13 protein-coding genes are annotated in these 13,533 nt (G+C 64.5%); 10 read left to right on the forward strand and 3 right to left on the reverse strand.

The genetic code is table 11. The annotated features are described in order from the left end of the window. Positions 1 to 570: GntR family transcriptional regulator (locus JWN03_RS22905; RefSeq protein WP_297618598.1), on the forward strand; the 570-nt coding region annotated here is incomplete at its 5' end. Here the strand turns inward: JWN03_RS22905 and JWN03_RS22910 are convergent. Beyond that, positions 567 to 1,760 (reverse strand): acyl-CoA dehydrogenase family protein, encoded by a 1,194-nt coding sequence (locus JWN03_RS22910; protein WP_297618791.1) that lies wholly within the window; start codon positions 1,758 to 1,760, stop codon positions 567 to 569. The two genes, JWN03_RS22905 and JWN03_RS22910, sit on opposite strands and share 4 nt — an antisense overlap. A gap of 208 nt (positions 1,761 to 1,968) precedes the next feature. Here JWN03_RS22910 and JWN03_RS22915 point away from each other — a divergent pair, with 208 nt between their 5' ends. From JWN03_RS22915 to JWN03_RS22930, 4 genes are all read left to right on the forward strand, one after another. Further along, positions 1,969 to 3,186 carry an NAD(P)/FAD-dependent oxidoreductase gene (locus JWN03_RS22915; protein ID WP_297618601.1) on the forward strand — a complete coding sequence of 406 codons (1,218 nt, stop codon included), beginning with the start codon at positions 1,969 to 1,971 and terminating at the stop codon, positions 3,184 to 3,186. 95 nt (positions 3,187 to 3,281) lie between these two features. Further along, positions 3,282 to 4,187: an AraC family transcriptional regulator gene (locus tag JWN03_RS22920; RefSeq protein ID WP_297618603.1), complete on the forward strand. Its 906-nt coding sequence runs from the start codon at positions 3,282 to 3,284 to the stop codon at positions 4,185 to 4,187. Positions 4,188 to 4,370: 183 nt separating this feature from the next. After that, positions 4,371 to 4,787 carry a nitroreductase/quinone reductase family protein gene (locus JWN03_RS22925; RefSeq protein WP_297618606.1) on the forward strand — a complete coding sequence of 139 codons (417 nt, stop codon included), beginning with the start codon at positions 4,371 to 4,373 and terminating at the stop codon, positions 4,785 to 4,787. A 43-nt stretch (positions 4,788 to 4,830) separates the two neighbouring features. Then, entirely contained in the window at positions 4,831 to 5,859 is a 1,029-nt protein-coding gene (locus JWN03_RS22930; RefSeq protein WP_297618608.1) for an aldo/keto reductase, read from the forward strand. A 69-nt stretch (positions 5,860 to 5,928) separates the two neighbouring features. Here JWN03_RS22930 and JWN03_RS22935 read toward each other — a convergent pair whose 3' ends face one another. Beyond that, positions 5,929 to 6,918 carry a threo-3-hydroxy-L-aspartate ammonia-lyase gene (locus JWN03_RS22935; protein ID WP_297618611.1) on the reverse strand — a complete coding sequence of 330 codons (990 nt, stop codon included), beginning with the start codon at positions 6,916 to 6,918 and terminating at the stop codon, positions 5,929 to 5,931. 142 nt (positions 6,919 to 7,060) lie between these two features. Between JWN03_RS22935 and JWN03_RS22940 the strand changes: the two genes are divergently transcribed. The 4 genes from JWN03_RS22940 to JWN03_RS22955 all read left to right on the forward strand — a co-directional run bounded on the left by JWN03_RS22940 (position 7,061) and on the right by JWN03_RS22955 (position 11,642). Continuing rightward, on the forward strand, positions 7,061 to 8,125 hold the full coding sequence (locus tag JWN03_RS22940) for an enoyl-CoA hydratase/isomerase family protein (protein ID WP_297618614.1): 1,065 nt from the start codon (positions 7,061 to 7,063) through the stop codon (positions 8,123 to 8,125). Next, positions 8,122 to 9,420, forward strand: a complete 1,299-nt coding sequence (locus JWN03_RS22945) for a CoA transferase (protein WP_297618616.1) — start codon at positions 8,122 to 8,124, stop codon at positions 9,418 to 9,420. The genes JWN03_RS22940 and JWN03_RS22945 overlap by 4 nt, the downstream gene beginning before the upstream one ends. Then, a complete protein-coding gene (locus tag JWN03_RS22950) occupies positions 9,414 to 10,805 on the forward strand; it encodes an amidohydrolase family protein (RefSeq protein WP_297618618.1) in 1,392 nt (463 codons plus the stop codon). Before JWN03_RS22945 ends, JWN03_RS22950 begins: the two co-directional genes overlap by 7 nt. Before the next feature lie 120 nt (positions 10,806 to 10,925). Further along, entirely contained in the window at positions 10,926 to 11,642 is a 717-nt protein-coding gene (locus JWN03_RS22955; protein ID WP_297618620.1) for a TetR/AcrR family transcriptional regulator, read from the forward strand. 2 nt (positions 11,643 to 11,644) lie between these two features. Here the strand turns inward: JWN03_RS22955 and JWN03_RS22960 are convergent, their stop codons facing one another. Further along, entirely contained in the window at positions 11,645 to 12,859 is a 1,215-nt protein-coding gene (locus tag JWN03_RS22960; RefSeq protein WP_297618621.1) for an acyl-CoA dehydrogenase family protein, read from the reverse strand. A 142-nt stretch (positions 12,860 to 13,001) separates the two neighbouring features. Between JWN03_RS22960 and JWN03_RS22965 the strand changes: the two genes are divergently transcribed. Continuing rightward, on the forward strand, positions 13,002 to 13,469 hold the full coding sequence (locus JWN03_RS22965) for a MaoC family dehydratase (protein ID WP_297618623.1): 468 nt from the start codon (positions 13,002 to 13,004) through the stop codon (positions 13,467 to 13,469). Positions 13,470 to 13,533: the final 64 nt, after the last annotated feature.

Raw genomic sequence — 13,533 nt, forward strand, 5'->3', positions numbered from 1 at the left:
GCCGAAGGCATGGTCTATCGGGTTCCGGGCCGGGGCACCTTCACCCAGACGGCGCACAGCGGCTACGTCCGCCAGGTCGGTTCGATCGATGACCTGATGGGCCTGTCCGAAGACACCCGGATGGCCATCGTGACGCCGCTGACCAGACGGGTCGATCTGATCAATGCCGGCAGGCTGCGGCTGGACTCCGATTCGGTCTACGCGCTGGAGCTCGTACGCACTCACGACGGAACCCGCTTCTGCCTGACGAAGGTCTTCCTCCCGCCGAATCTGGGCAAGCAGTTCATGACCCGGCCCGAGCTGACCACGCTCGGCAGCGAAAGCGATCTGACAGTCATCGGACTGATCGACGCCGCGGTCGACAAGCCCATATCCGAAGCGCGCCAAAGCATTACAGTCGAGGTGGCGGGCCCGCACGAGGCTCAGCATCTGGGCTGCGCGGTCGGGCACCCGCTGCTGCGAATTGATCGCCTCTACCTCGATACCGAAGGGAGCGCGGTTGAGCTGGCCACCAGTCACTTTCTCCCCGAGCACTACTCCTACCGCATCAACCTGCGCCGCGGCGGTTAGATCCGGTAGTCCTCGAGCAGTCGCCGGCCGATGATCATCCGCTGAATGTCGGCGGTTCCTTCGCCGATCAGCAGCATGGGCGCCTCACGGTAGAGACGTTCGATCTCGAATTCCTTGCTGTAGCCATAGCCGCCGTGGATGCGGAACGCAGCCTCGACGACCTCTTTGCAGTACTCTGCCGCAAGGTATTTCGCCATTCCGGCCTCGAGGTCGTTCCGCTGGCCCGCGTCCTTCTTGCGCGCGGCATTGACCACCATCGCGTGCGCTGCCTCGATCTTGGTCGCCATCTCGGCGATCCGGAACAGCACCGCTTGGTGCTCAGAGATCGGCTTGCCGAAGGTTTCTCGCTGCTGGGCGTACTTGATGCCGAGTTCGAACGCCCGGTTGGCCAGCCCGGCAGCTCGCGCGGCGACGTTGACACGTCCGACCTCCACGCCGTCCATCATCTGATAGAAGCCGCGACCTGGAGCGCCGCCGAGGATTTGACCGGCGCCGATCCGGAAATCGTCGAGAAGCATCTCGGTGGTATCCACCCCCTTGTAGCCCATCTTCTCGATCTTGCCCGGGATCGTCAGCCCAGGCGCGACCTCGCCGAACCCGGGCTCCTTCTCGACCAGAAACGTCGTCAGATTCCGGTACGCCGATGCCGAACCTTCGTCGGTTCGCACCAGCGTGGCAACCAGATTGGCCGAAGCGCCGTTCGTCAGCCACATCTTCTGGCCGCTGATCGCATAGCTGCCATCGGCCTGGACAGTCGCGGCGGTCCGGATAGCGGCGACATCGGACCCCAGGCCCGGCTCGGACATGGAGAACGCACCGCGTATCTCGCCCACAGCCATTCCGGGCAGGTATCTCGCCCGCTGTGCCTCGGTGCCGTGCTGCATCAGTAGGTAGGCGACGATGAAATGCGTGTTGATCACCCCCGACACACTCATCCAGCCGCGGGAGATCTCTTCGACGACCAGCGCGTACGTCAGCAGCGACTCACCCAGCCCGCCGTACTGCTCCGGGATCGTCAGGCCGAAGACACCGAGCTTCTTGAGTCCTTCGACAATCTCAGTCGGATAGTGGTCCTGGCGTTCCAGATCGCCGACCACCGGCAAGATCTCCTTGTCGACAAAGCCGCGCACCAGGGCGAGGATCTCCACCTGCACATCACTCAGACCCTCGGTCTGCATGAGTCGACCCATAGCCACGAACTCCAAATCTCTTCGACACACCACCACGCCACAGTATTCACTAAATGTATGTACAAATCCATATTTGTACGCAAAGGAGCGACCGGGCGGCAGCTGCCGGCCCACCGATCCCCGACCCCGCCACGGCCCGCCGACCCGTCCAGCGGTCTGATATTGTGCATATTATATACTATGTACTGGCAAGTGAAAGGTAGCTCGGATGGACAGCGTCGTCGTAGTCGGTGCCGGCCTCGGCGGAGTGAGTACCGCCAAGGCCCTACGAACCAAGGGGTTCCGCGGAACCCTGACGCTGCTGGGCGACGAATCGGAGGCGCCGTACGACCGGCCGCCGCTGTCCAAGGACGTCCTGCTCGGCACCATCGACCACCAGCCGCTGGCGCTGGATGCGGAGCGATTCGGCATAGATCTGCGGGCCGGAGTCGAGGCTGTCGGCCTCGCTCGGGCCGGCGACCGGTGGGCGGTGCGATGCGGGAACGGCGAGGAGATTCGAGCGGACCGCGTTGTCATAGCCACCGGCGCTCATCCGATAAAGCTGCGGGCGCTCGACGCCCATCCGAACGTCTATTCGCTGCGCACGCTGCAGGACGCACACGGACTGCGTGGCGTCCTGCGCCGGCCGATGGACGTGGTGGTGATCGGCGCAGGGTGGATCGGCGCGGAGGTTGCTTCGGCGGCGGCGGCGATCGGCTGCACGGTACACGTGGTCGACCGGGAAACCGCGCCGCAGTCCGGCACATTCGGAAGTGAGGTCGGCCGGCGATTCCTGCCGTGGTACGGCGAAGCGGGAGTGGAGCTGCTCCTTGGACGTCAGGTCGTGAACACCGGCGCACGGCACATCGAATTGGACGACGGCACAGTGGTACCCGCCGAAGTAATCGTCAGTGGAGTAGGGGTAGCACCCAGCACCAGCTGGCTGAATTCGGCCTCGATCGAGCTGGATCGCCGGGGCGCCGTACTAGTCGACCGCTACCTGGAAAGTATTTCGGCCCCTGGGGTTTACGCGGTCGGCGACTGCGCCAGCTATCCCACAGACCGATATTCGACCCGTCTGCGGCCGGAGCATTGGACCAACGCTCAGCAATCCGGTGCGGCCGCGGCGGCGAACACGCTCGGACATGCGACAGCGTACGACCCTGTCCCGTACTTCTGGTCCAAGCAGTTCGGCAGAATGCTGCAGTACGTCGGCCATCACGACCACCAGGACACCCTGGTCTGGCGAAGCGATCCAGCGAATCCCGATTGGTCCGCCTATTGGGTGCGGCGGGGCCAGCCCACTGCCTTTCTCGCTGTCAATCGTCCACGCGAGGTAGTCGACGTACGGCGACTACTTGCACAGAGTGCGCCATTCGACCTGGCTCGACTGGCCGATGAGGCAAATCCGGTGGCCACGTGCGTTCCCGAGCCGAGCGCTCGATGATCTAGTCAGGAAGCTCACTTTCACGGAACTCGCGACTCCTTGCACGATACTCTCGCTGCGGGTGATAATCCCGAATCTTGTGTTGCAATGGGGACATGTCTCTCGACGAGCTTCGCGGGCTGTTGGAACGGCATGCACGGCCCGATTTGAGCACGGCCATCGACGGCGTCCGCATCTGCAAAGTCGCCCATACCGCTGCGCCGGAGTCCTCGATGTCCGGCACGGTGCTGGCGCTCGTCGCCCAGGGTGGCAAACGTCTCGCGCTGGGGGACCACGTGTACGAATATCGCGCCGGTCAATATCTCGTCGCCTCGGTCGACCTCCCGGTGACGGGGCATGTCATCGAGGCCGCCCCCGACCATCCCACGCTCGGTTTCGGGATGACCCTGGAACCTGCCGCCGTCGCGGAGCTGCTGTTGCAGGCCGGGCCGGGGGATCTCCCGAGATCCCCGGGCACCACAGGGCCGGGAATCTCAGTCAGTGACGCCCCGGACGAGTTACTCGACGCGATCGCGCGGCTGCTGCGCCTGCTCGACCGGCCACGGGACCGCAAGGCGCTGGTCCCGCTGGTCAAGCGAGAGATCCTGTGGCGGTTGATGACTGGGGAACAAGGTGAGGTCGTCCGTCAGCTCGGCCTCGCGGACAGCAGCCAGAGCCACATCCGACGTGCGGTGCGGTGGATCCAGGAGAATTACACCCGGCCGTTCCGCGTCGAGGAAGTCGCACAGCTTTCGGGGATGAGTGTTTCGGCGTTCCACCGGAACTTCCAGGCGGTGACGGCGATGAGCCCGATCCAGTTCCAGAAACATATCCGGCTGCAGGCGGCGAGATTGCTGCTGGCAACCAACCCGAACGACGTCACCGGCGTCGGCAATCGCGTCGGATACGACAGTCCATCCCAGTTCAGCCGGGAGTACCGGCGCCTATTCGGTGCTCCGCCCAGCCTCGATGCGGTGCGCATGCGTGGTGGAGCCGGTCCGGCTGCTGCGGCGCTGCCCTGAAAGTTGCTTTGGCCGAGCAGGATTGTGCAACGAGACAAGACGATCTTTCTAGCCGCGGATTCGCAGTGCTGTTTGTATGGAGATACCGAAACGTGGAGGGAGAGTTATGAAGTACCGCACGCTGGACCGACCCGGAATCGAGAACGGCGACCTGCTCTCGACGACGACACGGCAGGCCGGGCTGTGACCGTGGATGACGCCGTCGCGCGCGCCCTCGCCATCGGACCGGACTCCTCCGCGGGCGAACACACCATCGACATCACCACGCTGGGCGCACGCACCGGCGTCCCGCGCCGCATCGAGATCTGGTTCCACCGCGTCGAGGGCCGCTGGTATCTGACCGGCATGCCCGTACCCCGCAACTGGTATGCGAACCTACGCGCCCACCCACGGTTCATCGTTCATCTCAAACACGGGGTCACGGCCGACATGCCGGCGACGGCGATGCCGGTCGACGAACCGACCCGGCGGCGGGTGATCACCGCCGTCGTCGACCTGCAAAACCGGCCCGAGATCGCGGCCCGGGTCAGCCGGCGCCAGAACCTCGATGACTGGCTCGCGCACAGCCCGCTGGTCGAGATCGTGTTCGACGACGTGTAGCTGGGTTCCCGACCACCACCGAACGCATCCGAGGAGGAGAACCATGAAGTACCGCCCACTGGGCCGGACCGGAATCCAGGTCAGCCCATATTGCTTGGGCACCATGATGTTCGGGGCCGTGGGGAACCCCGATCACGACGACTCAATCCGGATCATCCACAGGGCCCTGGACGCAGGAATCAATTTCATCGACACCGCCGACGTGTACTCCCACGGCGAATCCGAGGAGATCGTGGGCAAGGCGCTCGCGGGTCGCCGCGATGATGTCGTGCTCGCCAGCAAGATGCATTACCCGATGGGCGAGGATCCGAATCACCGGGGCAATTCACGGCGCTGGATCATCACAGCAGTCGAAAACTCCCTGCGCCGCCTACAGACCGATCACCTCGACCTCTACCAGGTTCATCGCCCCGACCCGACGGTCGATGTGGAAGAGACACTCTCAGCCCTGTCCGATCTGATCCACAGTGGCAAGGTGCGCGCGATTGGTACGTCGTCCTTCCCTGCCTCGGAGATCGTGGAAGCGCAGTGGGTCGCCGAACGGCGCGGCCTCGAGCGCTTCCGGACCGAGCAACCGCCGTACTCGATCCTCAACCGGAGCATCGAACGTGAGGTACTGCCGATCTGTCAGCGCTACGGGATGGGCACGCTGGTCTGGAGCCCATTGGGCCAGGGCATGCTCACCGGCCGACACCGTAGGGGCCGACAGAGTGACACTCATCGATCCGGCGGCATGCCCCAACACTTCAACGACGAGCGCAAACTCGACGTGGTCGAGCAGCTCATCCCACTCGCCGAGAAGGCTGGCTTGCCGATGACCCACCTCGCGATGGCGTTCGCGATCGCCCACCCCGTAGTTACCTCGGCGATCGTCGGACCGCGCACGATGGAGCAGCTCGACGACCTGATGGCCGGCGCCGAGGTCACCCTGGACGACGAGGTCCTCGACCGGATCGACGAGATCGCCGAGCCCGGTACCGATACCGGCCCGAACGACGTGGCCTATACACCGCCTGCCGTCTCGACCGTAAGCCTGCGTCGACGACCACCCGCCGAGCGCTCCGCCGCCTGAACCACGGCTCGAGGAGCCCATCGCGTGAAGATCGAACGCGTCGGGTCGGCCGTTAGGTCGGGTCGGCCGTTAGACGGTCTCGAAGTCGGCGGCCCCTTCGATGAGCCGGCAGAAGGAGGCGCTACTGATATTGCCTCCTGAGATAACCAGGCCCACTCGTTTACCCCGCAGCCGCACTTGTCCTGAAAGCAAGGCCGCCACGGGTCCCGCACCGGTCGGCTCGACTACCAGCTTCATCCGGTCGAACAAGAAGCGCATCGCGGCCACCATGTCCGCGTCACTGACAAGAACGATCTCGTCGACGAGCCGTTGATTCACGCTGAACGTCAATTCGCCGGGTATCTCGGCGGCTTGGGCGTCGGCGATGGTGTGCGGCACCGGGATCCGCACTCGATGCCCCGCTTGCATGGACAGCGCTGTGTCGTTGCCGTCGACCGGCTCGACACCGATCATCGCCACGCCGGGCGACAGCACTGTCGCGGCGGTGGCGCAGCCGGCCATCAAACCTCCGCCGCCGATCGGCACGATCAGCGCATCGAGCGGACCGGTCTCCTCGAGGAGTTCCAGTGCCACGGTGCCCTGACCCGCCATCACCGCCGGATGCTCATACGGAGGTATCGCCACCCTCCCACGTCCGCGGGCCAGCGTCTCACCGAGCACCGTTCGATCCTCGGCGTAACGGTCGTAGGTGATGGCTTCGGCTCCATAGCCTTTCGTCGCCGCAAGCTTGGCCGCGGGCGCGTCGTCAGGCATGAGGATCGCCGCCTCGGTGCCGAGCATCCGTGCCGCGAGCGCGACGGCTTGGGCGTGATTACCCGATGACCACGCCACGACGCCTCGGGCTCGCTGTTCGGCGGTCAGCTGGGCGATGGCGTTGTAGGCCCCTCGAAACTTGAATGCACCGACACGTTGAAAGTTCTCGCATTTCAGAAAGACGGTGGCGCCGGTCCGCTCGTCGAGAGTGCGGGAGGTGAACACCGGCGTGCGGTGTGCCACCCCTGCGAGCCGTGCGGCCGAGGCTCGGATGTCGTCGAGGGTGATCACCGGATCGGAGGGCATTCCCGAATTCTCACACGTGCACCCGGCTACATCACGGCTTGCACGGCGCGTGGCGCACCGGTGGATGCGGCCAATGCCTGCATGTATAGTACTTACAATGTAGAGGTCGGTGTCCGCAGATCCGAATGGAGGCACAGGACCCATGTCACCAACGCTGGCATTCGAGCCGGATCTGAAGATCGCACCGACCGGACAGCCGGACCAGCCGATGGTGCTCATCCCACTCGATGATCTGATCGGTCGGCCTCCGGAGTACATCGACACTGCGGCCGAGCTACTACGCCGAAGCCTTCCCCTCACCGTCGGCATCCTGCACTCCCCCGCACCTCAGCAACTGCAACCAGTTCTGGACGCGTTGACCTGCAGCCTCACCGCGGCGCCGAACTCGGGAAACCGACGCCTCGTGCATGTGCCCGACGTAGATGCCGCAGTGTCTACCCTGGGTAAGGCCGTCGACAGGTCGCCGCGAGCATCAGTCGCCTGCGGGCAACTGCTTCGGCAGACCAGCGCATTGGATACCGCGGGAGCCTTGGCCGCAGAGGCGGCCGTGTACTCGATGCTGTTGGGCGGCACCGAATTCCACCGTTGGCTCGCAGAGCGCGGCACACCGCGCACCAGAGTGGCACCGAACCGGCCACTGGTCCGGCTGACCCGCGCCGACGACCATCTCTCGATTGTGCTGGACCATCCGGAACGACGGAACGCCTTGAGTTTTCGGCTGCGGGAGGAGCTTCTGGAAGCGCTCAAGTTCGCCGCAGCCGACCCGACTGTCTCCGATCTCGAGATCAGCGGGACCGGTCCCTCCTTCTGCAGCGGTGGGGACCTCGACGAATTCGGCACTGCGAGTGACATTGTGGCGGCATACCTGGTTCGCTTGGCCCGCGCACCGTGGCGGGTCCTCGAACAGCTGTCGAGCCGGGCGATCATCCAAGTGCACGGTGGCTGCATCGGAGCTGGTGCGGAGCTGGCGTCGTTCGGCGGCAAGGTAATCGCGGCGCCGGACACCTTCTTCGAATTCCCCGAGGTGCATATGGGGCTCGTGCCGGGTGCGGGTGGGACCGTGGGGGTTCCGCGCCGGATCGGCCGATGGCGTGCGGCATGGCTGCTGCTGACCGGAGAGCGCCTCGATGCGCCCGCCGCCCTGGACTGGGGGCTCGTCGACGCGATCGCTGTCAGCCAATTCGAAACGAGTGGTAATCCAGCGTGACGAATGAGGCGGCCGATGCGGTCGTGCGGAGCTGGACATCGGCATTCGGGACCATGGCGCCGGTCGGCCCATCCCCCGCGCTGCCGGACTGCGCTGCGCTCGCCTGGGCGGCCTCCGGTGGCATGGCGTTGACCGGGCATCCTGATCAGGCCCCATCGCTCTCCCCCGCTGCTGCCCTCGGACTCCTGTTCGCGGTCGGACGCGCATTGTCCGCGTGCACCGGCCGGATAGGTGCGGAGGTACGAATCGACCCCGCCGAGATCCTTTTCGGCAGAGCGGGTTTGCTCGGATATCGGCGCGCGGGACGGGTGTCCGCAGGCGGTCATACCCGGCTGCTGGCCGCGCATGACGGTTGGTGTGCGATCACAATCAGTCGGCCGGACGATATCGAACTGGTTCCCGCCATCGTCGAGTCGGACGCTGTCACCGACCCCTGGATTGCATTGGGCGCGAGGGCCGATCGATGGTCGGCAAGCCAGCTGGTGAACCGAGCGCAGTTGCTCGGCTTGCCGAGTGCGGTACTCCCGGCACGTCCGCTGCCCGGCATCCCCTGGCACCTCAGCCGGATTGCCGAAAGTGCCGGATCTCCAAGCCTTTCGGGTGCCCGAGTTGTCGATCTGTCGGCAATGTGGGCAGGTCCGCTGTGCGCACGGCTACTCAGCGCGGCAGGCGCCGACATCATCAAAGTGGAGAGCACGCACCGACCCGACGGTGCGCGGCAAGGCGATCCGCGCTTCTACGAGTGGCTGCATGCCGGGCATGCCGGCCGCACACTGGATTTCCGTAGCCGGCATGGCCGCCGTACTCTGGCCGAACTGATCGACAGTGCGGATGTGGTCATCGAAGCCTCGCGGCCACGCGCACTACGGCAACTCGGCCTCGCACCCGGAACCCGGCCGCATCGGGCAGGGCAAGTGTGGCTCAGTATCACCGGTTACGGGCGTGATGTGCCGGATCGCGTGGCCTTCGGCGACGACGCCGCGGTTTCGGGTGGACTTGTCGGCCGGGACGAGGCGGGCGCGCCGGTATTCTGCGGTGACGCGATAGCCGACCCCTTGACGGGAGTGTGCGCCGCCCTCGCGGTCTCCGCGGCCGTCCTGGCCGGTGGCGGACAACTCATCGACCTGTCCATGTCCCGGACGGCCGCTGCCTTCGCCGCCGCCCCTGCCGTGAAACATGGTCCGCACCAAGTCCATCGGGTCGGTCCCGATTGGCTGGTCGACTGCCCGCATCTCGGGACCACTCAGCAGGTGCTCGGGCCACCCGTCCTGCGAGAGAACCTGAACCTGTGTTGATCCGCGACGCCGACGTGCTCGGCCGAGGCCGATGCGACGTCCGAATCACCGGCGGCCGAATCGCCGACTGCGGGCCTGGGCTGGACCCGCTGCCGGGGGAAGATGAACTGAGCGCGCGGGGTGGTTGGTTATTGCCCGGTCTCCATGATCATCACATCCATCTGCGCGCATTGGCTGCGCAGGATGGATCGGTGCGGCTCGGCCCACCCGAAGTCGGTGATCCCGAGACATTGATCGCCGTACTACGCCAGGTTGATCGAGCACTCGATCCTGGGAGCTGGATCCGTGCGGTCGGCTATCACGAATCCGTTTTCGGTGAACTCGACCGCTGGGCGCTGGATCGGGTGCTACCCAATAGGCCTGTGCGAGTACAACATCGATCGGGAGCACTCTGGATTCTCAATTCGCGTGCGGCCGCACTGGTCTCACTCGACGACTGCGACCTGCCCGGCGTGGAGCGTGACGACGCGGGACAGCCCACCGGCCGACTGTGGCGACTGGATTCCTGGCTGGCCGAGCGACTGCCGCGGCGCTCTGTCAGCCTGTCCGCGATCAGCGCTCGCGCTCTTCGCATGGGAATCGTCGGATTCACCGATGCCACACCGGAATTGCCTGATGAGAGCATCAGCGATCTCGCCGAGGCGGTGCGACGGGGCGAGATATCGCAACGCCTCGTGTGCATGGCCCCCGCCAAGGCCCGGGACCCGGAAGTCGCCCGCTTCACACTGGGCCCGATCAAGATCATCCTCGATGATGAAACACTACCGGGCATATACGACTTCGCGGCGGATATCACCGCCGCGCATGCGGCAGGGAGGCCGGTCGCGGTGCACTGCGTCACTCGAACGCAGCTCGCACTCACCCAATCGGCGCTGGATATCGCCGGAATCGCCCCTGGTGATCGAATCGAGCATGCCGCGATCGTTCCAGAGGAATCGATTCCCTGGTTGCGTGAGCACGGAGTGCAGGTGGTCACCCAGCCGCATTTCGTCACCGAGCGTGGTGCGCAATACCGGCGCGACGTTCCCGCATATGAGCATTCCGACCTCTGGCGGCTGCGGTCGCTGCTCGACGGCGGTGTCGCGGTAGCGGCCGGCACCGATGCCCCGTTCGGAAACACCGATCCATGGGCGGCTATTCGAGCTGCAGTGCACCGACCGAGTTGGCTGCCTGTAAACGATTGCGTCCCTGCGGGTCGCGCCCTGGCGCTATTCCTCGGCAAGCCGATGGCTCCCGGCGTACCGCGGACGATTGCTCCCGGTCACGCCGCCGATATGACGCTACTTCGGGTCCCGCGGGCCGAGGCGCTGCGCAATCCGACGGCAGAACTTGTCGCCGCGACCTGGGTCGACGGGGAGCTGGCCTACCTGACCAGCAGATACTAGGGACCGCCATGCTGCACCGCGGCTGAAAGTGTTGCAGCACTGCAATTCTCGGCACGACACGATCCCGGTGAGCGAGCAGCGCTCGCCCACGCCCCGGGGGAGGCAGTAGTGTATATCCTCATGCAGGCGAAGGAAAGCCCGGCAATCGGCCAGGAGTCCGATGACCGTAATCGCGGGCGAAGTCGACACGAGGAGAGCACCGTCAACATGGCAGCACGGGACAAGAACGGCACCCGGCAGCATGTCGTTGAAGCGGCCATTCGATGCATCCTGGAAAAGGGCTTTTACCGGGCAAGTTCGAATGCGATCGCGGAGCGGGCCGGCCTCACATGGGGAGTGATCCAGTATCACTTCGGCAACCGGGAGAATCTGATGCTCGCGGTACTCGAGGAGGGCAGTCGCCGACTCGCGGGCGAGCTCATATCCGCCAAAATCACCGGTCCCACACTGACCGAACGGATGGAGGAATTCTTCGACATCCTCGCCGAGTACTACGCCTCCCCCGACTACCTGGCCTTCATTCAAGTGCTGGTCAATCTCGGCCACGATCCGAGCACGTCCGATCGGACCCGGCAAACGCTGGCCGAACTGAATGATCAGGCGAATCCGGAGTTGAAACGACTACTGTCCCAAGTCTTCGCGGGCACCGGGACCAGGCAACGCGACCTGAGGACGCTGGTATTTCACGCGCTACGCGGTCTGTCGATCAGCCACGTGATGCTGACAACGGTCGAACCCTATATTTATGCGAACGCGCAACGTGAATTCCTCGCCGAGCGCAAACTGCTGGCTCGAGCGCTAACGCTGCTCGTCGAGAATCCGGACGGCAAGAAATAGCGTCAGCCAGCGGTAATCCGCGGCTCTTTCGGCAGGCCGAGCGCTCGCTCGGCAAGAATGTTCTTCTGGATCTGCGAGGTGCCCGCGGCGATGGTGTAGGCCAGCGTGGTGATTCTGTCCTCCACCAGGTGCCCGGTATCGACACCGGGCACTCGGGAGGGTCCACCGATCGACAACCCCTGCCGGCCCAGCACCGAGGCGGCGAGATCGCCTATGCGCTGCCTGTTTTCAGTGAAACCCAGCTTGAATACCGAGGCTCCCTGAACGGGAACCTGTCCCGCGGACGCCTCCGAGACGTTCTTGCGGATCAATGCCCACAATCCGTGCAATTCGGCGGAGAGCCTGCCGACGTCACGACGCAGTCCGGCGTCGTCCCACAGCGTGCCGCCACCCTGCACCGGCGTCGATTGCGCGATCTTGACGATGTCCGCCAGCATATTTCGTGACTCGACCGTCTCTCCGATGAATGCGGTGCCTCGTTCGAATGAGAACGTCACCATCGCGATCCGCCAGCCGTCGTTTTCCGCGCCTACTCGATTGGCGACCGGAATTCGAACGTCATCGAGCACGAGTTCACAAAACTCCGAACTACCGGATGCTGTTCGCAAGGGCCGAACTTGGACCCCCGGCGTATCCATCGGCATGATCAACCAGGTCAAACCCTGATGTTTCGGCGCCGTGGGATCGGTCCGCACCAGGAGTTCGCAGTAGTCGGCTATCTGCGCCATCGACGTCCAGATCTTGCGTCCGTTGACGACATAATGGTCACCGTCCACTACCGCCGACGTTCGCAGCGAGGCGAGGTCGGATCCGGCATCAGGCTCGGAGAACCCCTGACACCACACTTCATCTCCACGCAAGATGCGTGGAAGATGCTGTGCCCGTTGCTCTTCCGTTCCCACCACACTGAGCGTCGGGCCGGCATGGAGTAGGCCGACGAAGTTGGCGCCCACGTAGGGAGCGCGCGCCACCGCGGTCTCCTCCAGATAGATCAACTGTTCGGTCGGCGTAGCGCCGACGCCGCCATGATCCGCGGGCCAATCGACTCCGGCGTACCCGGCGTCGAACAGCATTCGCTGCCAGGCCGTGTCGTACCGACGCCGCGCCGGCCAGTCATCGCGGTCAGGGGTGGGCGGCAAAGCGGGTATCGCCTCAGCAAGCCAGCCACGCAGCCGATCCCGAAAAGCCAGTTCGGACTCATCGAAGCGCAGATCCACACGGGCTCCTCATTGTCGCAACATGGTTCGACCGAGACACGATCGAAGGTACACCGTGTGGAGAAGCTCCTGATACATCAGAGTGTTCCTCACGGAGACAATGTATTATATATAACATATCAAATCGGGAGAATGGGAACCTATGAGAATCATCAACGGACTTGCCGAGCTCGAGGCAGCGGCCGGTGAACACCTCGGCTACAGCGAATACCAGTCAGTGACCCAGGACGACATTAACAAGTTCGCAGAGATCACCGCCGACCACCAATGGATCCATGTCGATGTCGAACGGGCGGCCTCCGGCCCCTTCGGCAGCACCATCGCGCACGGCCTCTTGACCCTCTCTCTCGGCCCGCATCTTGCCTACACCATCTATCGAATCGATGGAATGAAGATGGGCGTCAACTACGGGTACGACAAGATCCGGTTCCCCTCACCCGTTCCAGTGAATAGCAAGATACGTCTCGGCGCCACGCTATCGTCGGTCCAGGCCGTTCCCGGCGGAGTGCAGGTCGGCATCACCTTCGTCTGGGAAATCGCCGACAAGCCGAAGCCTGCCTGTGTCGCGGAAATGCTGCTTCGGTACGCGACCGAGGAACAACCTGCCTGACACGCTCTGCAACGCAACAGAACCCCGGTCCGGAGCAGATCGGAATCATCTCCGGACGGGGGTT

Source organism: Nocardia sp. (assembly GCF_025465275.1).
In the GTDB taxonomy this organism is placed as follows: domain Bacteria; phylum Actinomycetota; class Actinomycetes; order Mycobacteriales; family Mycobacteriaceae; genus Nocardia.

Coding starts and splice junctions, on each gene's coding strand:
- JWN03_RS22910 (WP_297618791.1), bottom strand. CDS start 1,760: ATGGGTCGACTCATGCAGACCGAGGGTCTGAGTGATGTGCAGGTGGAG.
- JWN03_RS22915 (WP_297618601.1), top strand. CDS start 1,969: ATGGACAGCGTCGTCGTAGTCGGTGCCGGCCTCGGCGGAGTGAGTACC.
- JWN03_RS22920 (WP_297618603.1), top strand. CDS start 3,282: ATGTCTCTCGACGAGCTTCGCGGGCTGTTGGAACGGCATGCACGGCCC.
- JWN03_RS22930 (WP_297618608.1), top strand. CDS start 4,831: ATGAAGTACCGCCCACTGGGCCGGACCGGAATCCAGGTCAGCCCATAT.
- JWN03_RS22935 (WP_297618611.1), bottom strand. CDS start 6,918: ATGCCCTCCGATCCGGTGATCACCCTCGACGACATCCGAGCCTCGGCC.
- JWN03_RS22940 (WP_297618614.1), top strand. CDS start 7,061: ATGTCACCAACGCTGGCATTCGAGCCGGATCTGAAGATCGCACCGACC.
- JWN03_RS22955 (WP_297618620.1), top strand. CDS start 10,926: ATGCAGGCGAAGGAAAGCCCGGCAATCGGCCAGGAGTCCGATGACCGT.
- JWN03_RS22965 (WP_297618623.1), top strand. CDS start 13,002: ATGAGAATCATCAACGGACTTGCCGAGCTCGAGGCAGCGGCCGGTGAA.